Source organism: Azospirillum sp. UENF 211521 (assembly GCF_058780535.1).
Genome location: NZ_JBSNCF010000002.1, coordinates 285,550 through 306,338, shown reverse-complemented (window position 1 = coordinate 306,338; position 20,789 = coordinate 285,550). Strand labels below are relative to the sequence as shown.

The window sequence follows — 20,789 nt, the reverse complement described above, 5'->3', positions numbered from 1 at the left end:
GTAAATCCGCATGTCTATGATCATTCTCGATATCCCCAACGTCCAGGGGGAGTCCGCGGTGGAGATCGCCGGGGGCGTGGTGTTCAAGGACATGATCCTGTGCGAATCCCTGTCGCAGGACATGACCGTCGAAATGGAAGTGTCGACCAACGCCCGCCGCACGGTCCACACCCCGAAGGTCGAGAACATCACGCTTGAGCGCAAGTGGGACCGGGCCTCGCCCAAGCTGATCTCGCTGCTGCTGCGCTCGGCCAACTCCGACACGGCGAAGAAGCAGTGGACCATCCACTGCCTGAAGCCGATCGGCGACAGCCACCAGTGGGGCGAGTTCCTGACGATCGAGCTGACCAACCCGCTGATCGCCAAGCACAGCCTGAGCGTCAACGAGGGCGACACGACCGAGACCATCGAGATCAACGCCACCGAGATCTACTGGACCTACAAGCGCTACACCGAAGAGCAGAAGCACGAAGGCGGTGGCGGCGTGAAGTTCAACCTGCTGAAGGGCACCGTCTCCGACAGCTGAGCCGTTGAATAACCCTCTCCCCTCTGGGGAGAGGGAAGGGTGAGGGGGTTGTGCATGTCGGCACGTCCGGCAAAAGCACAACCCCCTCATCCTAACCTTCTCCCCAGAGGGGAGAAGGAACTGAAGCCCCCAACGGACACGGCGATGACCCAGCCCAAGACGATGACCGGTGGACGGTCGCTGCTGTTCGAACGGCTGATCGACTTCGAACCGGACCACCCGACGGGCGACGAGCCGTCCGCCACGGTGCTGTCCATGCCCGACCTCAAGGCGTCGATCCGGCGCGAGGTGGCGCGCATCCTCGACAGCCGCAGCACCGGCACGCGCCGCCCCGATCTCGGCGGAACGGCGCTGAACTATGGGATTTCCGACATCACGCATTTGGACGCCGCCTCCGACGCCGACCGTCGTCAGGTGGAGCGGATGGTGCGACAGGCCATCATCGATTTCGAGCCGCGGCTGAAGCGCCCGCGGGTGACCGTCAGCGCCGGAACCGGGCGCGGCACCATGGTCACCAGCATCTCCGGCGAGGTCGTGGCGGGCACCGTCACCGAACGGCTTGAGTTCGACGTGGGTCTGCGCGGCCTGGCCCCCACCGAGCCAAGCCAGTCCGGCTGAAAGGACGCACCAGGATGCGGCGCGAGGACCTCCTCGACCATTACGAACGCGAGCTTCTCTACGTCCGCCGGGCGGGCGAAGCCTTCGCGCGCAGCTATCCCAAGATCGCGCGCCGCTTGGCGCTGGGACCGGATCAGGCCGCCGACCCCAACGTCGAGCGGCTGATCGAATCCTTCGCCTTCCTGTCGGGTCGCCTGCAACTGAATCTGGAGCGCGAGTTCCCGCGCTTCTCCGAGGCGCTGCTCGGCATCCTGCACCCGCAGATGATCGCGCCGATCCCGGCCATGGGCATCGCGCGGATGGAGCCGACACCCGGTGAGGGGCGGCTGACCGGCGGCTTCCGCGTGCCGCGCGGCACCCCCTTGCACGCCGTGGCCGAGGACAACATCCGCTGCCGCTTCCGCACCGCCTACGACGTGACGCTGTGGCCGGTCGCGGTGACCGACGCCGCGGTGGAGCCGGCGGACCGCTACGACTTCCTCGACGGCGCCGCCACCGCCTCGGTGCTGCGGCTGCGGCTGGAGACGCGCAACCAGTCCTTCGAGAATCTGCCGATCGACAAGCTGCGCCTGTTCATCGACGGCGAGACGATCCTCACCTCCGCCCTGCACGAGCTGTTCCTGTGCGGTGTGGTCGAGATCGCCTACGTCCAGCCGGGCAAGCCGCCGGTGCGGCTGCGCGGCGAGCCCCTGATCGCCCCGGTGGGCTTCGGTCCGGACGAGACGGTGCTGCCCCATCCCAGGCACGCCCAGCCCGCCTACGGCCTGCTCCAGGAATACTTCGAGTTCCCACAGAAGTTCGACTTCTACGACCTGCCACTTCCGCAAGGGCGGCTGTCGGGGGAGGTCGTCGACATCCTGATCGCGGTGTCGCGCCCGCTGCCCAACCGGCTGACCCTGCGCAAGGACAGCTTCGTCCTCGGCTGCACGCCCATTGTCAACCTGTTCAACCGCACGGCGGAGCCGATCCGGCTGAACCACCGGCGCACCGCCTACCGCGTCGTTCCCGACGCCCTGCGCGAGCGCACCACCGAGGTCCATTCGATCCTGGAGGTCAGCGGTCTGCGCGACGGCGACGGGATGCACCACCGCTACGTCCCCCTCTTCTCCCACCAGCACGCCGAGGCCGAGGCCGAGCCGCGCGGCTTCTGGCTGGCCGCGCGCGAGCCGACCCAACGGGAGGACGTGCCGGGCACCGACATCCATCTCAGCCTGCACCACCTCGACCTGACGCCGACCGACCCGGCGGACGAGACGCTTCTCGTGCGCACGCTCTGCACCAACCGGGCGTTGGCCGAGCAGGTCCCGGCGGGGGCCGCGCTGATGATCGAAGAATCCGCCCCCATCGCCACCATCCGCTGCCTGCACAAGCCGACCCCCGGACGCCCCGCCCCGGCGGGCGGTTCCTCGGCTTGGAAGCTGATCTCGCACCTGTCGGTCAACCATCTCAGCCTGACCGGCGACGCCGAGGGGCTGCGCGCCCTGCAATCGATCCTGCTGCTGCACGCGCCCGACGATCCGTCCGCTCAGCACCAGATCCGCGGCGTGCAGGGCCTGTCCTCCCGCCCGGTGTTGCACCGCATGGGGCAGGACGCCTGGCGCGGCTTCGTGCGCGGGCTGGAGGTGACGGTGGCCCTGGACGAACGGAACTTCGTTGGCGCCAGCCCGCTGGTCTTCGGCGGCGTGCTCAGCCGCTTCCTCGGGCTCTACGTCAACGTCAACGCCTTCGCCCAGCTTCGGCTGCGCTCGGTGCAACGGGAAGGGGTGTGGAAGGCATGGTCGCGCCTTGCCGGCAGCCAGCCGGTCCTGTGACGGACCGCGCGTCGCAGCCTCCCGCCCTGATCGACCGGCTGGAGGCCGAGCCCTGGGGCTTCGACCTGCTGCAGGCCATCGCCCTGCTGGAGCGCGCCGCCCCCGGCCTGGCGCCGCTCGGCACCGGCATCGACCCGGAGCAGGAGGCCGTCCGCATCGAGCACGACCCCAGCTTCGTCTTCCCCGCCAGCGACGTCGTCGAGGCGCGGCGGACGGAGGACGGTCGCGGCGTGGTGCGCTCCCCCGTTCTCGGCGTGGCCGGCATCAACGGCCCCCTGCCCTACGTCGCCACCGAACTGCTGGTCGAGCGGGCGGCGCGGCGCGACACGGCGGGCTCGGCCTTCTACGACATCTTCAACCACCGCCTGATGTCGATCTTCTACCGCACCCGCCAGGGCAGCCTGCCCCTGCTGGAGCGCGACCCGGAACGCACCCTGATGGCTCGCGTGCTGCGCGCGCTGGCCGGCATCGGCACGCCCGGCCTGGAGCAGCGCCTGCCCGGCACGCCCGACCGCATGCTGCTGGCCTTTTCCGGCATCCTCGCCAACCGCCGCCGCTCGTCGGCCGGGCTGGAGGCGATCCTCGGCGCCGTCTTCCGGGTCAAGGTGCGGGTGGAGAGCTTTGTCGGGCGCTGGCTGCCGCTGGACGAGGAGAGCCGCACCCGCATCGGCGGCGGCTTCGGCGCGCGGAACAACAGCCTCGGCCGCACGGTCGTGCTGGGCCGCCGCGTCTGGGACCAGCAGAGCTGCTACGCCATCGAACTGACGCTCGACAGCCTGGAGCGCTTCCGCGAGTTCCTGCCCGACGGGCGGCACCACCAGACGCTCTGCGCGCTGGCCCGCTTCCACACCGGGGACGGCATGGACTTCCGCATCGTGCTGGTGCTGGAGGCCACCAAGGTGCCGCCGACGCGCCTGTCCACCAAACCGCCGGAGGGCAGCCGCCTCGGCTGGACCTCCTGGCTGCGGGCGCCGGGCCGCCCGAACCTGAAGGACGGCCGCCTGACTCTCGATCCCTCTAACCCTCTCCCCTCTGGGGAGAGGGTGGCCCGGAGGGCCGGTGAGGGGGTTGCGCTTGTGCCGGACGTACCACCACGCGCAACTCCCTCACCCTAACCCTCTCCCCAGAGGGGAGAGGGGACGCCTAACGCATCTGACCCCGTCCTCGCCCGCAACGTCATCCCAGGGAGCCGTCCCGTGACCGCCGACATCAAGTCCCTCATCGGAAAGCTCGACCGCGACGGGCGCAAGGTTCTGGAACGCTCCGCCGCGCTGTGCGTCTCGCAGACCCATTACGACGTCGAGGCGGAGCATGTGCTGCTGGCCCTGCTGCGGCTGAAGGACGCCACCGTCGCCGGCATCCTGCGCCACTACGGAGTCGAGACGAACCGTCTGGAGACGGAACTCGAAGCGGCTCTGGACCGAATCCGCCGCGGCAACAGCCGCACCCCGGCCTTCTCCCCCCGCGTGCCGGAGATGCTGGAGACGGCGCTGCTGATCTCCGTCACCCATCTGGACAGCCCGCAGATCCTTCTCCCGGCCATCCTCTGGGCCGCGGTCGCCTGCGATTCCGTGCGGGCGGTGGTCACGGAGTCCGCCCCCTCCCTGCTCGCCCTGCCGCGCGAGCGCACCGCGTCCGACCTGCCGGAACTGGTCCGCGCCCTGAAGGCGGGCGGGCCGTCCGCCACCGCATCCGAGACCTCTCCCGCCGCCGCTCCGGTCTCCGCGGCGTCGGACGGGCGGGCCATGCTGGACCAGTACAGCCAGGACCTGACCGCCCAGGCCAAGGCCGGGAAGATCGACCCGGTGATCGGGCGCGACCGCGAGATCCGGCAGGTCATCGACGTGATGATGCGCCGCCGCCAGAACAACCCGATCCTCGTTGGCGACCCCGGCGTCGGCAAGACCGCCATCGTGGAAGGGCTGGCCCTGCGCATCGCCGAGGGCGACGTGCCGCTGCCGCTGCGCGGCATGGTCATCCGCACGCTCGACCTCGGGCTGCTCCAGGCCGGGGCCGGGGTGAAGGGCGAGTTCGAGAACCGGCTGAAATCGATCATCAAGGAGGTCTCGGCCTCCCCCGTGCCGATGGTCGTCTTCATCGACGAGGCGCACGCGCTGATCGGCGCCGGCGGGGCCGCCGGCCAGGGCGACGCCGCCAACCTGCTGAAGCCCGCCTTGGCGCGCGGCGAGTTCCGCACCATCGCCGCCACCACCTGGGCCGAGTACAAGAAGTATTTCGAGAAGGATCCGGCCCTGGCCCGCCGCTTCCAGCCCGTCTCGGTGCCGGAGCCGGACGAGACGGCGGCGGCGGCCATGCTGCGCGGCCTCGTCCGCCGTTTCGAGGAGCATCACGGGGTCAGCGTGCTCGACGACGGCATCGCCGCCGCGGTGGCCCTGTCCGCGCGCTACATCCCCGCCCGCCAGTTGCCCGACAAGGCGATCAGCGTGCTCGACACCGCCTGCGCCCGCGTCGCCATCGCCCGCAGCTCCAAGCCCGAGGCCATCGAGGCGATGGAGCGCGAGGACGCCATCCTGGCCCGCGAGGCGGAGCGGCTGGAAGCCGAGCCCGGCACCGCCCACCACGCCCGCCTGTCGCAGATTTCGCAACGCCGCGGCGCGCTGGCCCTGGAGAAGGCTGCGCTGGACGAGCGCTGGACGCGCGAGCGCGATCTGGTCGATGCGGTGGAGGCCGCGCTGAAGGCCGGCCATGCGGTGGAGGCCGCCGCGGCCGCGGAGAAGCTGAAAGCGATCCAGGGCGACAGCCCGCTGGTCCCGCACCGGGTGGACGGCGCGGTGGTCGCCGCCGTGGTGTCGAACTGGACCGGCATCCCGGTCGGCTCGATGTCCAAGGACGACCTTGAGGTGGTCGCCACGCTGGAGGACCGCATGGCCGCCCGCGTCGTCGGCCAGCCGCAGGCGCTCCAGGCCATCGCGCGGGCCGTGCGCGGCTACCGCGCCGGACTGGGCGAACCGCAGCGCCCCATCGGCGTCTTCCTGCTGAGCGGCCCCAGCGGCGTCGGCAAGACCGAAACTGCCCTGGCGCTCGCCGAGCTGCTGAACGGCGGCGAGGACAGCCTGATCACCATCAACATGTCGGAGTATCAGGAGGCCCACGCCGTGGCGACCCTGCGCGGCGCCCCGCCGGGCTATGTCGGCTACGGCAGCGGCGGCGTCCTGACCGAGGCGGTGCGCCGCCGCCCGCACGCCGTGGTGCTGATGGACGAGGTCGAGAAGGCCCACCCCGATGTGCTGGACATGTTCTATCAGGTCTTCGACAAGGGCGTGCTGGAGGACGGCGAGGGCGTGGAGGTGGACTTCCGCAACACGCTGATCCTGCTGACCAGCAACCTGGGCGACACCGAGTTGTTCGCTCTGGGCCGCGAGGCGCTCGACGCCGGACGCATCGGCGAGGCGCGCGAGGAGGGGCTGGCCGCCATTTCCGACGTGCTGCGCCGCCGCTTCCGCCCGGCCTTCCTCGGCCGCCTGTCGGTCGTGCCCTACTACCCGCTCAGCGAGGCGCAGATCCGCCGCATCGTGACGATGAAGCTGGACAAGCTGCAACGCCGCACCGCCGGCAACCGCGGCGCCGAACTGGCGGTCACCGACGCGGCGGTGGAGGCGCTGGTGCTGCGGGCGCTGAACTCCGACGCCGGGGCGCGCATGATCGACACGCTGCTGTCGGAGTTCGTGGTGCCGGAGGTGGCGATCCGCATCCTCGACCGCGTCGCCGCCGGCCAGCCGGTGGGCCGCATCACCGTGGACCACGGCGCGGACGGCCGCTTCACCGTCGGCGTGGACGGCGCGGCGGCCTGACCGGGGAGCGGCGAGGATGGCGAAGCGCTTTTCCCAGGACGGCCAGTATCTGTCCATCACCACCCCGCTGGGGGCGGACGCGCTGGCGCTGCGCACCATCGTGGGCGAGGAGCGGCTGTCGTCGCTGTTCACCTACCGCGTCACCATGATCTCGTCGGACGAGGACATCGCCTTCGACCGCCTCGTCGGCAAGGCGGTGACCGTCGCCATCACGCTCGGCGACCAGGAGACGGTGCGCTACATCAACGCCATCGTCGGGCGGATCGAGCTGACCCACGTCGACGACCGCGGGCAGGTCGCCCATTACGAGGCGGAGCTTCACCCCTGGCTGTGGATGCTGACCCATTCCGGCGACTGCCGCATCTTCCAGGAGAAGACGGTCCCGGAAATCGTCGAGGAGGTCTGCAAGGGCGCCGGCTACACCGATCTCAAGAAGTCGCTGACCGGCACCTACGCCAAGCGCGAATATTGCGTGCAGTACCGCGAGACCGACTACAACTTCGTCGCCCGGCTGCTCGAAGAGGAAGGCATCTTCTATTACTTCACGCATGAGGACGGGAAGCACACGCTGGTGCTGGGCGACGGGGCCAACGCCTTCGCCAAGAGCACACTGCTCGACGCCTTCGAATACCGCACCACCGAAGGGCACGACGACGAGGACCATGTGCTGAACGGGCTCAGCGTCGAGCGGCGCGTGACGACCAAGAGCTACGGCATCGACGGCTACCATTTCGAGACGCCCTCGACCGATCTCTACGCCACCGCCGAGGGCGCGTCGGGCTTCGGCACGGTCAGCGACTACATGGGCCGCCACACCACCTCGTCGGACGGCGAGGCGATGGCCAAGCTGCGCCAGCAGGCGCTGGCCTTCCCCGGACGCCGGGTGCGCGGCAGCGGCGAATGCCGGTCGCTGGAGGCCGGGACGCGCATCACCGTGTCCGGCCACAGCAAGAGCGACCTGAACGCCGAGTATGTCCTGTATTCCGTGCGCATCGATGGGGCGAGCGGCCATTTCAACGCCCATTTCACCGCCTTCCCGCCCGACCTGCCCTTCCGCCCGCTCGACACGGCGGTGAAGCCGCGCATCCACTCTACCCAGACCGCCATCGTCGTCGGCAAAAGCGGGGAGGAGATCTGGCTCGACAAGTACGGGCGCATCAAGGTGCAGTTCCACTGGGACCGGCTGGGCAAGAAGGACGAGAAAAGCTCCTGCTGGGTCCGCGTCGCGCAGAACTGGGCGGGCAAGAACTACGGCATCATGTTCTTCCCGCGCGTCGGGCAGGAGGTGGTGGTGACCTTCCTCGACGGCGACCCCGACCGTCCGCTGGTCACCGGCTCCGTCTACAACGCCGAGCAGACCGTGCCCTACACCCTGCCCGACGATTCGACCAAGAGCACCATCAAGACCCAGACCTCGAAGAACGGCACCGGCAAGTTCAACGAGATCCGCTTCGAGGACAAGGCCGACGCCGAGGAGATTTTCGTTCACGCCCAGAAGGACATGAACGTCGAGGTGTTGAACGACGTGACCCGCCTCGTGAAGCACGACGAGGTGGAGACGGTCGAGAACGACAGCACCATCGACATCCAGCACGACCGCAAGCTGACCGTGAAGAACGATCACAGCATCACCGTGTCGGAAGGCAATGAGACGCACGAGGTCGCGAAGGGCACGCGCGCCGTGACGGTGAAGGACAACGAGACCCACACCAACAAGGCGGACTTCATCCACAAGGCCGACGGCGACTACACCCTCACCGTGAAGGGCAACCTGACCATCGACGTGACCGGCGACGTGGTCATCAAGGGCAAGTCGGTCAAGGTGACCGCCACCTCCGGCGAGGTCGGCGTCAAGTCCGGAACCGACATGAAGCTCGACGCCGGGGGCGCCTTCAACGCGAAGTCCGGCATGGCCATGGAGATCAAGTCGGGCATGGGCATGGACATCAAGGCGAGCATGGGCATGAACCTGAAGGCCGGCATGGCCCTGACCGCCGAGGGGCTGTCCGCCACGCTGAAGGCCCAGACCATGGGCGAGGTCAGCGCCGGCGCCATCATGACCGTCAAAGGCACCCTGGTGAAGGTGAATTGAGATGGCCGCCGAGACAGCCGACGAAAGCCCATCTGAGGCCCGGATTGCCGATCCCCAACCCGTGGAGGAGCGCGACGAGTTGGGCCGCATCGTCCGCAGCGGCGAGATGCGCGACGAGCAGTTCCATGGCCTCTACACCGCCTACGGCGAGGACGGGCACCCGATCCTGCGCGCCCGGCTGCGCGCCGGGAAGCTGCACGGGGAGGTGCGCAACTACGCGCCCGGCGGTGCCCTGGTCCAGGTGGCCGAGTATGCGGACGGCGTGCAGCACGGCCAGACCACCTTCTACGCCAACGCCCGCCCGACCTGCCGCATGACCTACCGCAACGGCCTGCTCAACGGCCCGTCGGTCTTCTTCCACGAGAGCGGCACGGTGGCCGCCGTCTTCCAGTATTGCGACGGCAAGCGCGAGGGCGAAGCGCTGTTCCACAGCCCGCAGGGCCGCCCAATGCGGCGGGAGAGCTACGCCAACGACCGCCTGCACGGCCCGGTCCTGGGCTATTACGACGACGGTACGGTGAGCGAGCGCGCCGCCTTCCTGGACGGGCTCCAGGACGGGGTGCTGCGCCGCTTCTTCCCCTCCGGCGCGCTGATGCAGCACGGCGTGTACCGCCGCGGCCTGCTGATCGAACCGCTGCGGACCTATTCGGAGGACGGCAAGGAGATCGCCGTGCTGCAGCCCCCGGCGGGGTGAGCACCGGTCTAAATAGCGAGAATCCCCTCTCCCCTCCGGGGAGAGGGTTAGGGTGAGGGGGGTGCGCTTTTGCCGAACGCCCCGCCACGCATATCCCCCTCACCGGCCCTTCGGGCCACCCTCTCCCCAGAGGGGAGAGGGCTAAACTACTTCGGTTAGAAGGCTCACGGCGTCTGCACCGTGAACTGCCCCGGCACGACGATCTGGATCACCCCGCCCCAGTTGCACATCAGCTTGCTGGTGGAGGTCAGGGCCGGCATGTTGCCGACCATCACCGTGGGCGCGCCGGGCACCCAGGGGGCGACGGTGCAGGGGACGCAGGGCTGCGGCTTGATCACGCCCGGCGGCGGCACCGGGATCATCGAGGCGACCACCGGGTTGGCCGGGCTGGTGCACACGCCGAAGGGCGGAATGTTCATGATCGGCTTGTTGTCCATGATGTTCGCCATCGGCGGACCGCCGGCCATCGTCCGGTTCAGCGGCAGCACCACCAGGGCGGACGGCGCCGCCCCGAAGCTGCAGGTCATCATGGCCCCCGCGCACACCGCCTGACTCATCCCGTCTCTCCATACCGAAACGTCCAGGCGAAGAGTGGGCGCCGCCACCGCCCTTCGGCAAGCATGCCCTGGACCGGATTGGTCCGAATTCGCTTCAACCCGGCGGAGACGGGCCGAATCCATCGAACAGGCCCGGCTCCGCCTCGGTCTCCGGGTCGAGCAGGTCGGTGCAGCCGACGCCGATCAGGCGGATCGACCGGCCCGCCGGCTCGGCGTCCAGCATCTCGCATCCCGTCTGCCAGATCAGCCCCGCCGACCGCGCGGGCGGATCGACCCGGCGCGAGCGGGAGATGGTCTGGAAATCGGCGGTCTTCATCTTCAAGACCACGCTGCGCCCCCGCAGGCCCGCGGCGGACAGGCGGCGCGCCACCGTCTCGGCCAGCGGCAGCAGCGCGTCCTTGAGCGCGGCCTTGTCGGCGGTCTCCCAGTCGAAGGTCGTCTCGGCGGAGATGCTCTTGCTCGGCGATTCCGGCTCCACCCGGCGGTCGTCCTGGCCGCGGGCGAAGCGGTGCAGCAGGCGGCCCATCTTGCCGTGACGGCGCACCAGATCGATCTCCGTCCAGCCGCGCAGGTCGCCGACCGTGCGGATGCCGTCCGACTGCAGCTTGCGCTGGAGCACCGGCCCAACGCCCCACAGGATCGACACCGGCTTGGGTGCCAAAAAGTCGAGCGCCTGTCCCCGCCCGATCACCGAGAAGCCCCGCGGCTTCTCCAGGTCGGAGGCGATCTTGGCGAACAGCTTGTTGTAGCTGAGCCCGACCGAGGCGGTGATGCCCAACTGGTTCTCGAAGCGGCGGACCAGCTCGGCCAGCGCCTGGGCCGGGCTGATGCTCAGCCGCTCGGCCACGCCGGACAGGTCGAGGAAGGCCTCGTCGATGGACAGCGGCTCGACCAGCGGGGTGAAGGCGTGCATCAGCTCCCGCGCCTGCCGGCCCACCGCCTTGTACTTCGCCATGTCGGGCCGCAGCACGACGGCGTCCGGGCAGGCCTCCAGCGCCTGCCACATCGGCATGGCCGAGCGCACCCCGGCCATCCGCGCGATGTAGCAGCAGGCGGCCACCACCCCGCGCCGGTCGCCGCCGATGATCAGCGGGCGGCTGACCAGCTCTGGCCGGTCGCGCTTCTCCACCGTGGCGTAGAAGGCGTCGCAGTCGATGTGGCCGATGGCGAGGCCGTGCAGCTCCTCATGCCGGACCAGCCGCCGGCCGCCGCATTTGGAGCAGCGCGGCTCGCTCCCGCGGAGGGCCGCCGCGCAGTCGCGGCACAGGACCTTGCAATCGTCGAACACAGCCATGGCCGCAGTCTAGCAGCAGCGCGCCCGCGGCGGGGAAGGAATGTTCCTGTCCCGTTCCAGTTTTCCGCTCAGAAACGGAAACCCCGGTTGAGCAGCCAGCCGAGCGGGCCGGTGAAGACCAAGGGCTGGTCCTGCACCAGCAGGCACAGGCACTCCCCGTCCGCGTCGGCCACGGCGTGGTGCGGCGTGCCGGTGTCGTAGGACGCCACGTCGCCGACCCGGTAGGCCCCGAACTCGTCGGAGAAGCCGCCCTTCATCACCAGCAGCATCTCGCTGTCGGTGTGACGGTGGGCCGGCACCCGCGACCCCGGCGCCATGCGCAGCAGGCAGGCCGAGGCCGTTCCGGCGCTGACTCCCCAGGCCGACAGGTGGACGCCCGGAACGACGCGCACCCATTCCAGCGCCTCCGGTTCCGCCCCGATGGCGCGGCGCAGCGGGCCGGGAAACAGGCTCTTCCCCGCCGGCGCGGGAACGGGCGTCGGCGTGGCCACCGTCGCGTCGAGCCGGGTCATCAGCGTGCCGAACAGCGAATCGGACACCGGCTCCGGCGGCAGATCCGCCAGCAGGACGCCGCCGCAGGCCTCCAGCTCCGCGACCTGCGCCCGGCATTCCGGGCAATAGGCGAGATGCGCGGCGACCAGCAGCGACTGCACCGCGCGCAGGCTGCCGGCGGCGTAGTCGAGCAGCAGTTCGGGGGCGGGGTGATGGGCCGGCACGGTCACGCTCCCTCTCCAAAAGCCCGGCGCAGGCGGCCGAGGGCCAGCCGCAGGCGCGTCTTCACGGTCCCCAGCGGAATGCCGCGTTCGGCGGAGATCTCCGTGTGGACCTTGTCCTCGTAATAGGCGAGCCGCAGCACGTCGGCCTGCTCCGGCGGCAGGTTGCCGATCACCGCGCGCAGGCGGGAGGCCGTCTCGGCGGCTTCGAACTGGTGGTCGGGCGGGGGTTCCTCCCCACCGTCCGGCGCCAGATCATCGGGTTGAAGCTCAGGCCGCCGCTCCTGCCGGACACGGTCGATACGGCGGTTGCGGGCGATGGTGTAGATCCAGGTGGAGGCGCTGGCCAGTGTCGGGTCGAAGCGGTCCGCCCGCAGCCAGACCGCCATCATGACGTCTTGGACCAGCTCCTCGGCCGCGCTGCCGTCGGCGCCCAGGCGGCGCATGTAGGCCTTGATCCGCGGCGCGAAGTGATCGAACAGCGCGCGGAAGGCGGTGGAGTCGCGGTTGCGGGCGACAGCAAGCAGAAGTTGCTCGTGGTCCGGCATGGTCGGGTCGTTCGAATCGGCCTTCGGCAGCATGCCAGGGACAAGTCTTCAGTCGGTCTCAGTCTTTCCGCACCATACAGCAGCGTGTCCTGCGGCACACGGCGTAATTCGGCATAGGAATTCCGTCGTGCCCATGCGCGGGGCATCCCCCAACTGGATTCCCTGGTATGGTGCCCCCACTTGATGCTAGGTCCGCATCCCCCTCCACCGAGCCCTCCGCAAAGTCCCTCGCCAAGAAGGAAGAAGGCATGAGCCTCGAACCGAACTTCGAACATTTGCGGGCCCGGGCCGTGGAATCGCTGTTCCACCATCTGGCGGACGCCTGCGTCGGGCTGATCGTGGTCGACCAGCACGCGCGGATCGCCTGGATCGGCGAGCGCTATCTGGAGTTGCTCGGCTATTCCGGCAATCCGGACGACGCGCTGGGCCGCCCGGTGGAGGAGGTCATCCCCAACAGCCAGATGCGCCATGTGGTGGAGAGCGGGCAGACCATGCTGCTCGACCTCATGGACATCGGGGAGCGGACCATCGTGGTGACCCGCCTGCCGCTGCGCGATGAGGACGGGACGCTGATCGGCGCCATCGGCTTCGCCCTGTTCGACCGGGCCGACCGGCTGCGCCCGCTGATGTCGAAGTACCAGAAGCTCCAGGAGGAGCTGACCCGTGCCCGCCAGGAGCTGGCGCAGGAGCGGCGCGCGAAATACTCCCTGTCGCAGATGATCGGCAACAGCGATTCCATGCGCGAGGTGAAGCGTCTGGCCCGCCGCGCCGCGCAGCTCGACAGCACCGTTCTGCTGCTGGGCGAGACCGGCACCGGCAAGGAACTGCTGGCCCACGGCATCCACGCCGCCAGCCCGCGCGCCAACGCGCCCTTCGTCGGGGTGAACGTCGCGGCGATCCCGGAAAACCTTCTGGAATCGGAGCTGTTCGGCGTCGCCCCCGGCGCCTTCACCGGCGCCGACCGCAAGATGCGCGAGGGCAAGTTCCAACTGGCCGACGGCGGCACCCTGTTCCTGGACGAGATCGGCGACATGCCGCTGCCGCTGCAGGCCAAACTGCTGCGCGTGCTGCAGGAGCGGGAGTTCGAGGCGGTCGGCTCCAACAAGGTGGTGCGCGTCGATCTGCGCGTCATCGCGGCGACCAGCCGCGACCTCGACGCCCTGGTCCGCGAGCGGCAGTTCCGCGCCGACCTCTATTACCGGCTGAACGTGGTGCCGATCACCCTGCCGCCGTTGCGCGACCGGACGGAGGACATCGGCAGCATCGCCGACCGCATCCTCGACGAGTTGGCCTTCACCACCGCCGCCCCGTCGCGGGAGCTGACCGCCGGAGCCATCGCCGTTCTGGAGGATTACGACTGGCCCGGCAACGTGCGGGAGTTGCGCAACGTGCTGGAACGGGTGTCGGCGATGACCGACGACACGGTCCTGACCGCCGATCACATCCGCGGCGCCCTGCCGCGCGCGGCGGGCCCCGCCGGTCCGGGCGAGCGGCTGGCGGAGGGTGGCGACCGTCCCTTGAGCGACGTGCTGAAGGACACGGAGCGCGCCGCCATCGTCGGCGCCCTGTCGCGCACCGGCGGGGTGAAGGCCAAGGCCGCCAAGCTGCTGGGGATTTCGCGCGCCTCGCTCTACGAGCGGATGCAGGCGCTGGGGATCAAGGAGGACACCCAGGGGACGGTGTAAGGGTGCGGTGTGAGGGGGATGGAGTAGGGCCCCCACCCTTCCCGCTGCGCGGGCCCCTTCCCTCCCCCGCTGGGCGGGAGAGGGAGCTGTTCCCTCCCCCGCCCAGCGGGGGAGGGTCAGGGAGGGGGCAACACGCCGCTGCTCAACAACTCGTCAATGCGCCCCATGGAAGGTGCGGCTGATGACGTCCATCTGCTGCTCGCGGGTCAGCTTGATGAAGTTCACCGCGTAGCCCGACACCCGGATGGTCAGCTGCGGGTACAGCTCCGGATGGTCCATGGCGTGCAGCAGCGTCTCGCGGTCGAAGACGTTCACGTTGATGTGGTGGCCGCCCTGGCCGAAATAGCCGTCCAGCATGCCCACCAAGTTATCCACCCGCTCGCCCTCGGTCGGACCCAGCGCGCCGGGCACGATGGTGAAGGTGTAGCTGATGCCGTCCTGGGCGTGGGCGTAGGGCAGCTTGGCCACCGACGCCATCGAGGCGATCGCCCCCTTGCGGTCGCGCCCGTGCATCGGGTTGGCTCCCGGCGCGAAGGGCTGGCCGGCCTTGCGCCCGTCCGGCGTGTTGCCCGTCTTCTTGCCGTAGACCACATTCGAGGTGATCGTCAGCACCGACTGCGTCGGCACCGCGTCGCGGTAGGCCTTCTGCTTGCGCAGCAGACCCATGAAGGTCTCGACCAGCCACACCGCGATCCCGTCGACCCGGTCGTCGTTGTTGCCGAAGGCCGGGTAGTCGCCCTCGATGACGAAGTCGGTGGCGAGCCCGCGCTCGTCGCGGACCACCTTGACCGTGGCGTTCTTTATGGCCGACAGGCTGTCCGCGACCACGCTCAGGCCGGCGATGCCGCAGGCCATGGTGCGCAGCACGTCGCGGTCGTGCAGGGCCATCTCCAGCCGCTCGTACATGTACTTGTCATGCATGAAGTGGATGGCGTTGAGCGTGTTCATGTAGGCGCGCGCCAGCCACTCCATCATCGGCAGCAGGCGGGCGACCACCGTGTCGTGGTCGAGCACGTCGCCAGTGATCGGCGCGAAGGCCGGGCCGACCTGCTCACCCGACACCTCGTCGCGGCCGCCGTTGATGGCGTAGAGCAGCGTCTTGGCGAGGTTGGCGCGGGCGCCGAAGAACTGCATCTGCTTGCCGATGCGCATGGCCGAGACGCAGCAGGCGATGCCGTAGTCGTCGCCCCAGTAGGGCCGCATCAGGTCGTCGTTCTCGTACTGCACCGAGCAGGTCTTGATGGAGGTCTCGGCGCAGAACTTCTTGAAGCCCTCCGGCAGGCTCTCCGACCACAGAACGGTCAGGTTCGGTTCCGGCGCCGGGCCGAGATTCTGGAGTGTGTGCAGCATGCGGAAGCTGCCCTTGGTGACCAGCGTGCGCCCGTCGAGCGCCATGCCGCCGATGCACTCCGTCACCCAGGTCGGGTCGCCCGAGAAGAGCTGGTCGTATTCCGGCGTGCGCAGGAAACGCACCATCCGCAGCTTGATGACGAACTGGTCAATCAGCTCCTGAGCGCCCGCCTCGTCCAGGCGGCCTTCGCGCAGGTCGCGCTCGATGTAGACGTCAAGGAAGCTGGAGACGCGGCCGAGCGACATGGCCGCCCCGTTGGCCTCCTTCACCGCCGCCAGATAGGCGAGGTAGGTCCACTGCACCGCCTCGAAGGCGTTGGTCGCCGGGCGGGTCACGTCGAAGCCGTAGGACGCCGCCATCGTCACGAGGTCGCGGAGCGCGCGGATCTGCTCGGTGATCTCCTCGCGCAGGCGCAGCGTGTTCTCGTCGATGCGGTCGACTTCCAGGCTCTTGTACTGGGCCTTCTTGTCGGCGATCAGGAAATCGGCGCCGTAGAGCGCCAGCCGGCGGTAGTCGCCGATGATGCGCCCGCGGCCGTAGGCGTCCGGCAGGCCGGTGATGACGCCGGACTTGCGGCAGCGCAGCATCTCGTCGGTGTAGACGTCGAAGACGCCGTCGTTGTGCGTCTTGCGCAGCGCCGGGAACACGTCGTCCAGCTTGGGCGAGGGCTTGAAGCCGTAGGCCTCCAGGCCCGTCTTGACCATCCGCCAGCCGCCGAAGGGCATGATCGACCGCTTCAGCGGCTTGTCCGTCTGAAGCCCGACGATGACCTCAAGCTCCCGGTCGATGTAGCCGGGGGCGTGGCTGACGATGGAGGACACCAGCTCCGTGTCGGCGTCGAGCACGCCGCCCTTGGCCGCGCGCTCCTCCTTCAGGAGATCGCGCACCTTGTTCCACAGCGACAGGGTGCGGTCGCTGGCCGGGGAGAGGAAACTGCCGTCGCCGCCGTAGGGGCGGACGTTCTTCACGATGAAATCGCGCAGATCGACCGTGGTCCGCCAGGAACCGGGCGCAAAACCGCGCCAGGGGTCCGGCGTCTCGGCTTCGGCAACGGGGATTTTCGGTTCGAACATCAGGGAATCCATGACGCGCCTCTGTTTGTCTGCGGCGGTCCCTGCCCTCCCCGGCGGGGGCCGCGCCACGTTGCGCGGCGCCGAACCGGACGAACCGCCCGGCCAAGCATCGCGCTTGCCCGATCAGTAGGCGCCCAAAGCTCCCCAGCCTCATTGATCCCAATCAATCAATCCCTGCGAAATACGCAGGGCACCGTCCAAGGCACGTCCTGTCACAAAAACTGAAGAAACCGGCCGTTTCTGCGTCGCAGCATTTGAGACAATCCACCGGAAATCGAATATTTTCATCCGGATCGGCCGTTTTAAAACAGACGGTTCGGATCAGCGCAGCGCGCTTGCAATATCTTGCGCCAAACGGGCCAGGGTTCGGCTGAGGGCATCGGCGACGGCACCGGGATCGCCGGCAGCGCTCACCGGTTCCTGCGCCGCGGTGTGACCCAGCCGGCGCAGCCGGTCGCCGCCCTGGTCGAAGACGCGCCAGCGCGCCTCCAGAACGGCCGGCCCCTCCTCCGCCGCGTCGAAGCGGTCCAGCGTCACCTCGACCACCTGGGACAGCGGGAAGTCGCGCTGAAGCGGCAGGCCGACGACCTCCGTCCCCGGCAGGTCCGTCTCCAGGTTCCGCAGCAGCGTGCGGGTCACCATTTCGTCAAGGGGGCCGCCCCAGCGGTCGAACTCGCGGACGACCAGCCGGTTGCCCGGCGCCCGCATCACCAGCTCCGACCGGTCGAGATAGCCGGGGACCTTCACGCCCTCCAGCCCGATCACCCGCCGTTGCGCCTCGCCGGCCCGCATTGGGGCTGTGCCCGAGGGGGCCGTGTCCGGCGCGACCGCGTCCAGATGGTAGAAGCGGCTGGGCGGCGTGCTGCAGGCGGCCAGCAGGGCCACAGCGGAAGCGCACAGCAGCAAGCGATGGGAGTGACGAGCGATTGCCATGGGTGTCCTCAACCGCGTTTGCCCCGGATCAGGGCTTCGGGATGGCGTTCGAGATAGTCGGTCAGGCCGCGGATCGACCGGGCCGCGGCGGTCAGTTCGCGCACCAGCCCCTGCAGGTCGCTGACCGCGGGACGGGACGAGTTGACCAACCCGTCGGTGCTGCTGAGCGTCTTTTCGGCCTGCCGGACCAGCTTGGAGGTGTTCTCCGCCACGTCGCGCAGGGCGCGGATGGTCGGCTCGCCCTCGCTGCCCAGCGCCTGCGTGGTCTTCTCCAGCTCGGCCAACGACCGGCTGAGCGAGCCGATGGCCTGGGCGATCTCCGGCGAGGCGATCAGGGCGCCGGCCTTCTGGATGGTCGAGCGCAGTTCCACCACCGTTTCGGCGATCGGCGCGCGGGCCAGCTCGTTCATCAGATCGGTGGCGGTCTTGGTCGCCGTGTCGAGCACGTTCGGCTGGGACGGCACCTCCGGATAGGGACCGCCCGAAATCATCGTCTGCTTCGGCGCATCGGGGAACAGGTCCAACGTCACGATCAGCTCGCCGGTCAGCAGGTTGCCGGTGCGCAACTGCGCCCGCAGCCCCCGCTCGACCAGCGCCTGCATGCCGGCATAGGCGGCCTCGGTGTCGTGCGCTGCCGGCAGCTCTCCGCCCAGCCGCTCCGGCTCGATGTTCAGGGTGACCGGGATGCGGGCCTCCCCCGACACCGGATCGACGTCCAGGCGGATGTCCGTCACCTCGCCCACCCGGATGCCGCGGAACTCCACAGCCGAGCCCGGATGCAGGCCGCGCACCGACCCGTCGAAATGCACCAGGAAAGGCACCCGCCGGGTGAAGCGCGCGTCGCTGGCCGCGTTGCGGTTCTCGTAGAGCGGAAAGTCCGTGCCCTCCGCCGCGATCTCGCCGTTGTCGCCGGGACCGCCGAGGCCGGGAGTCTCGAAGGACACGCCGCCGGTCGCCAGCGATTGCAGGGACTCCAGCGCCACCGTCGGCCCCTCCGGCCCGATGGACACCGACAGGCCGCTGGCGTTCCAGAAGCGGGTGTTGGGCCGGACGATCCGGTCGTAGGGGGCGTGGATGAAGACCGGGATGGTCAGCGACTGCCAGTCCTTGGAGAACTCGTAGCCGACCACCTCGCCGACCTGGATGCCGCGGTAGTAGATCGGCGCCCCCGGCCCGAGGCCGCCCAACCGGTCGGCGCGGAGCGCGAAGCGCCGCCCCGGCGAGCTGGAGCGGATCAGCGGCGGCTCCTCCAACCCGCGGAAGGCGGTGAGCGCCTCGCCGTTGCCGGTTCCCGGATCCATGCCGATGTAGGCGCCCGAGACCAGCGTGCCGAGGCCCGACACGCCGCCGAAGCCCAGCCGCGGCTTGACCACCCAGAAGCTCGTCCGGTCGTTGAGGTAGGAGGCGGCGCCCTTCACCATGCGCACGGAGACGATGACGTTGGACAGGTCGGGCGAGACCGCCACCCCCTGCACGGTCCCGACATCGACGTCGCGGTAGCGCACGCGGGTCTTGCCGGGCTCCAGCCCCTCCGCCGTGTCGAAGGTGATGGTGATGGTCGGCCCGCGCTCGTTCAGCGTCTTCCAGGCCAGCCAGCCGCCGATCAGCGCGGCGACCAGCGGAACCAGCCAGATCAGCGGCAGGCCGCGGCGGCGGCGGATCACCGGGCTGGCCGGCTCCACGGTGGGCTTGGGATCAGTCATGGGCATCAATCATAGAAGAATCCTGCCGCTGCGCCCGCCGGGGCGGCGCATCCCAGATCAGCCGCGGGTCAAAGGACTCCGACGCCAGCATGGTGATGATGACGACCGCGGCGAAGGCGACGGCGCCAATCTCCGCGTGGATGGTGGCGATGGCGCCCAACTGGACCAGGGCCGCCAGAAGCGAGATCATGAAGATGTCCACCATCGACCAGCGCCCGACCCCCTCGATGAGGCGGTAGAGCCGCGTGCGGTCGCGCTGCCGTTTCGGCGAGCCCCGCTGCACCGTCCACAGCAGATAGGCCAGCCCGATCAGCTTCAGCACCGGCACGGTGATGCTGGCGAAGAAAACCAGCAGGGCGACCGGCCACATCTCCGCCGCGATCAGAGCCTCCACACCGGACAGGATGGTGTCGGGCTGGCCGGCGCCGAAATAGACCACCGTCATGATCGGCAGCAGGTTCGCGGGGATGTAGAGGATCGTCGCCGCGGAGATCAGCGCCCAGCCGCGCGGCAGGCTGTTCGGCTTGCGGTGGTGCAGACGGGCGCCGCAGCGTGGGCACGCACCATCCGACCCCGCCACCACCTGATGGCAATCGTGGCAGGCGGTCAGCCGCTCCGGGTCGGCGGCGGCGGCCTGGGTGACGCGGGTCTGCGGGGCGATCCGCTCCCACACCTCGAAGGGGCTGAGCGACGCTTCCCCCCAGACCTGCACCAGGATGAAGGCGACCAGGGCGGCCAGCGACGCCCCCGGCTCCAGCTCCGCCAGATCGGACAGCTTCACATAGGCGACGATCAGGCCGAGCAGAAAGACCTCCGCCATCGCCCAGCGGCGCAGCCGCGCCACCGTCCGGAAGGTCCAGGCCGCCCCCGGCGCCGCCGTCCGCCCGGCGGCGAGCGGCATCACCACGTAGAGCGTGCCGAGCACCTGCGCCAGCGGCGCCAGGAACAGCACGAAGAAGACCAGGACGCCCAACACCTCGTAGCCGCCGTCCCACAGCGCCACCGAACCGCTGAGCAGGGTCGCCGTCTGCGCCCGCCCCTCCAGCTCGAAGGTCAGGATCGGGAAGAGGTTGGCGGTGACGAAGAGGATCGTCGAGGCGATGGCCAGCGCCACCGCCTGCCCCAGCCCGCCGGTCCGGAAATGGCGCAGCACCGCGCCGCAGCGGTGGCATTCGGCGCGATGGCCGGGCGAGGCCGGCGGCAGGGCGTGCGGCGCCCCGCAGTCGTGGCAGAGCAGGATCGGGTGGTCCGGTGCGGTCATAGCGTTGGCTTAACATTTCCCACGGGCGAAAGGTCCGCCGAATGCGGGGTGCACCGGCGGAGGAGCGCCGACCGGGGTGGGCCGGGGACCCCGGATGGAAAAAGCCCTTCCCCCGTGG

Annotated in this window: 16 protein-coding genes; 8 read left to right on the top strand and 8 right to left on the bottom strand. The window is 69.5% G+C overall.

Features of this window, described 5'->3' with window-relative positions:
- Nucleotides 1-10: 10 nt before the first annotated feature.
- The 7 genes from ACWPN5_RS18145 (at nt 11) to ACWPN5_RS18115 (ending at nt 9,553) form a co-directional block, all read left to right on the top strand.
- Nucleotides 11-526: an Hcp family type VI secretion system effector gene (locus ACWPN5_RS18145; protein ID WP_052584407.1), complete on the top strand. Its 516-nt coding sequence runs from the start codon at nt 11-13 to the stop codon at nt 524-526.
- 144 nt (nt 527-670) lie between these two features.
- A complete protein-coding gene (gene tssE / locus ACWPN5_RS18140) occupies nt 671-1,144 on the top strand; it encodes a type VI secretion system baseplate subunit TssE (RefSeq protein ID WP_492296670.1) in 474 nt (157 codons plus the stop codon).
- Nucleotides 1,145-1,158: 14 nt separating this feature from the next.
- The gene (gene tssF / locus ACWPN5_RS18135) at nt 1,159-2,955 is read left to right on the top strand and encodes a type VI secretion system baseplate subunit TssF (RefSeq protein ID WP_492296668.1); all 1,797 of its coding nucleotides are present in this window, start codon (nt 1,159-1,161) and stop codon (nt 2,953-2,955) included.
- Nucleotides 2,952-4,070: a type VI secretion system baseplate subunit TssG gene (tssG, locus tag ACWPN5_RS18130; RefSeq protein ID WP_492296666.1), complete on the top strand. Its 1,119-nt coding sequence runs from the start codon at nt 2,952-2,954 to the stop codon at nt 4,068-4,070. Before tssF ends, tssG begins: the two co-directional genes overlap by 4 nt.
- An 81-nt stretch (nt 4,071-4,151) precedes the next feature.
- A complete protein-coding gene (gene tssH / locus ACWPN5_RS18125; RefSeq protein ID WP_492296665.1) occupies nt 4,152-6,767 on the top strand; it encodes a type VI secretion system ATPase TssH in 2,616 nt (871 codons plus the stop codon).
- A gap of 16 nt (nt 6,768-6,783) precedes the next feature.
- Nucleotides 6,784-8,859, top strand: coding sequence for a type VI secretion system Vgr family protein (locus ACWPN5_RS18120; RefSeq protein ID WP_492296663.1), 2,076 nt, complete (start codon nt 6,784-6,786; stop codon nt 8,857-8,859).
- A 1-nt stretch (nt 8,860) separates the two neighbouring features.
- Nucleotides 8,861-9,553 carry a toxin-antitoxin system YwqK family antitoxin gene (locus ACWPN5_RS18115; protein WP_492296662.1) on the top strand — a complete coding sequence of 231 codons (693 nt, stop codon included), beginning with the start codon at nt 8,861-8,863 and terminating at the stop codon, nt 9,551-9,553.
- A 164-nt stretch (nt 9,554-9,717) separates the two neighbouring features.
- On the opposite strand, the gene ACWPN5_RS18110 is transcribed toward ACWPN5_RS18115, so the two are convergent.
- The 4 genes from ACWPN5_RS18110 to ACWPN5_RS18095 all read right to left on the bottom strand — a co-directional run bounded on the left by ACWPN5_RS18110 (nt 9,718) and on the right by ACWPN5_RS18095 (nt 12,698).
- Nucleotides 9,718-10,110, bottom strand: a complete 393-nt coding sequence (locus ACWPN5_RS18110; protein ID WP_014198555.1) for a DUF4280 domain-containing protein — start codon at nt 10,108-10,110, stop codon at nt 9,718-9,720.
- A gap of 94 nt (nt 10,111-10,204) precedes the next feature.
- A complete protein-coding gene (locus ACWPN5_RS18105) occupies nt 10,205-11,404 on the bottom strand; it encodes a DNA polymerase IV (protein ID WP_492296660.1) in 1,200 nt (399 codons plus the stop codon).
- Between the two features lie 68 nt (nt 11,405-11,472).
- Nucleotides 11,473-12,120 carry a ChrR family anti-sigma-E factor gene (locus ACWPN5_RS18100; RefSeq protein ID WP_492296658.1) on the bottom strand — a complete coding sequence of 216 codons (648 nt, stop codon included), beginning with the start codon at nt 12,118-12,120 and terminating at the stop codon, nt 11,473-11,475.
- 2 nt (nt 12,121-12,122) lie between these two features.
- Entirely contained in the window at nt 12,123-12,698 is a 576-nt protein-coding gene (locus tag ACWPN5_RS18095) for a sigma-70 family RNA polymerase sigma factor (RefSeq protein WP_145689849.1), read from the bottom strand.
- 215 nt (nt 12,699-12,913) lie between these two features.
- Between ACWPN5_RS18095 and ACWPN5_RS18090 the strand changes: the two genes are divergently transcribed.
- Nucleotides 12,914-14,350 carry a sigma-54 interaction domain-containing protein gene (locus ACWPN5_RS18090; RefSeq protein WP_145689848.1) on the top strand — a complete coding sequence of 479 codons (1,437 nt, stop codon included), beginning with the start codon at nt 12,914-12,916 and terminating at the stop codon, nt 14,348-14,350.
- Nucleotides 14,351-14,503: 153 nt separating this feature from the next.
- Here ACWPN5_RS18090 and pflB read toward each other — a convergent pair whose 3' ends face one another.
- The 4 genes from pflB to ACWPN5_RS18070 all read right to left on the bottom strand — a co-directional run bounded on the left by pflB (nt 14,504) and on the right by ACWPN5_RS18070 (nt 20,671).
- The gene (gene pflB, locus ACWPN5_RS18085) at nt 14,504-16,774 is read right to left on the bottom strand and encodes a formate C-acetyltransferase (RefSeq protein ID WP_492296657.1); all 2,271 of its coding nucleotides are present in this window, start codon (nt 16,772-16,774) and stop codon (nt 14,504-14,506) included.
- Nucleotides 16,775-17,095: 321 nt separating this feature from the next.
- Nucleotides 17,096-17,707 carry a PqiC family protein gene (locus ACWPN5_RS18080; protein ID WP_247889078.1) on the bottom strand — a complete coding sequence of 204 codons (612 nt, stop codon included), beginning with the start codon at nt 17,705-17,707 and terminating at the stop codon, nt 17,096-17,098.
- 8 nt (nt 17,708-17,715) lie between these two features.
- On the bottom strand, nt 17,716-19,410 hold the full coding sequence (locus tag ACWPN5_RS18075) for a PqiB family protein (protein ID WP_247888491.1): 1,695 nt from the start codon (nt 19,408-19,410) through the stop codon (nt 17,716-17,718).
- On the bottom strand, nt 19,403-20,671 hold the full coding sequence (locus tag ACWPN5_RS18070; protein ID WP_200479686.1) for a paraquat-inducible protein A: 1,269 nt from the start codon (nt 20,669-20,671) through the stop codon (nt 19,403-19,405). Before ACWPN5_RS18070 ends, ACWPN5_RS18075 begins: the two co-directional genes overlap by 8 nt.
- Nucleotides 20,672-20,789 lie beyond the last annotated feature (118 nt).

Bases quoted from the DNA above. Each gene is read 5' to 3' on its own strand.
- ACWPN5_RS18080 (WP_247889078.1), bottom strand. From the start codon at position 17,707: ATGGCAATCGCTCGTCACTCCCATCGCTTGCTGCTGTGCGCTTCCGCT.
- ACWPN5_RS18145 (WP_052584407.1), top strand. From the start codon at position 11: ATGTCTATGATCATTCTCGATATCCCCAACGTCCAGGGGGAGTCCGCG.
- tssF (WP_492296668.1), top strand. From the start codon at position 1,159: ATGCGGCGCGAGGACCTCCTCGACCATTACGAACGCGAGCTTCTCTAC.
- ACWPN5_RS18105 (WP_492296660.1), bottom strand. From the start codon at position 11,404: ATGGCTGTGTTCGACGATTGCAAGGTCCTGTGCCGCGACTGCGCGGCG.
- pflB (WP_492296657.1), bottom strand. From the start codon at position 16,774: ATGTTCGAACCGAAAATCCCCGTTGCCGAAGCCGAGACGCCGGACCCC.
- ACWPN5_RS18115 (WP_492296662.1), top strand. From the start codon at position 8,861: ATGGCCGCCGAGACAGCCGACGAAAGCCCATCTGAGGCCCGGATTGCC.
- ACWPN5_RS18110 (WP_014198555.1), bottom strand. From the start codon at position 10,110: ATGAGTCAGGCGGTGTGCGCGGGGGCCATGATGACCTGCAGCTTCGGG.
- tssE (WP_492296670.1), top strand. From the start codon at position 671: ATGACCCAGCCCAAGACGATGACCGGTGGACGGTCGCTGCTGTTCGAA.
- ACWPN5_RS18090 (WP_145689848.1), top strand. From the start codon at position 12,914: ATGAGCCTCGAACCGAACTTCGAACATTTGCGGGCCCGGGCCGTGGAA.
- ACWPN5_RS18095 (WP_145689849.1), bottom strand. From the start codon at position 12,698: ATGCTGCCGAAGGCCGATTCGAACGACCCGACCATGCCGGACCACGAG.
- ACWPN5_RS18120 (WP_492296663.1), top strand. From the start codon at position 6,784: ATGGCGAAGCGCTTTTCCCAGGACGGCCAGTATCTGTCCATCACCACC.
- ACWPN5_RS18075 (WP_247888491.1), bottom strand. From the start codon at position 19,410: ATGACTGATCCCAAGCCCACCGTGGAGCCGGCCAGCCCGGTGATCCGC.
- ACWPN5_RS18070 (WP_200479686.1), bottom strand. From the start codon at position 20,671: ATGACCGCACCGGACCACCCGATCCTGCTCTGCCACGACTGCGGGGCG.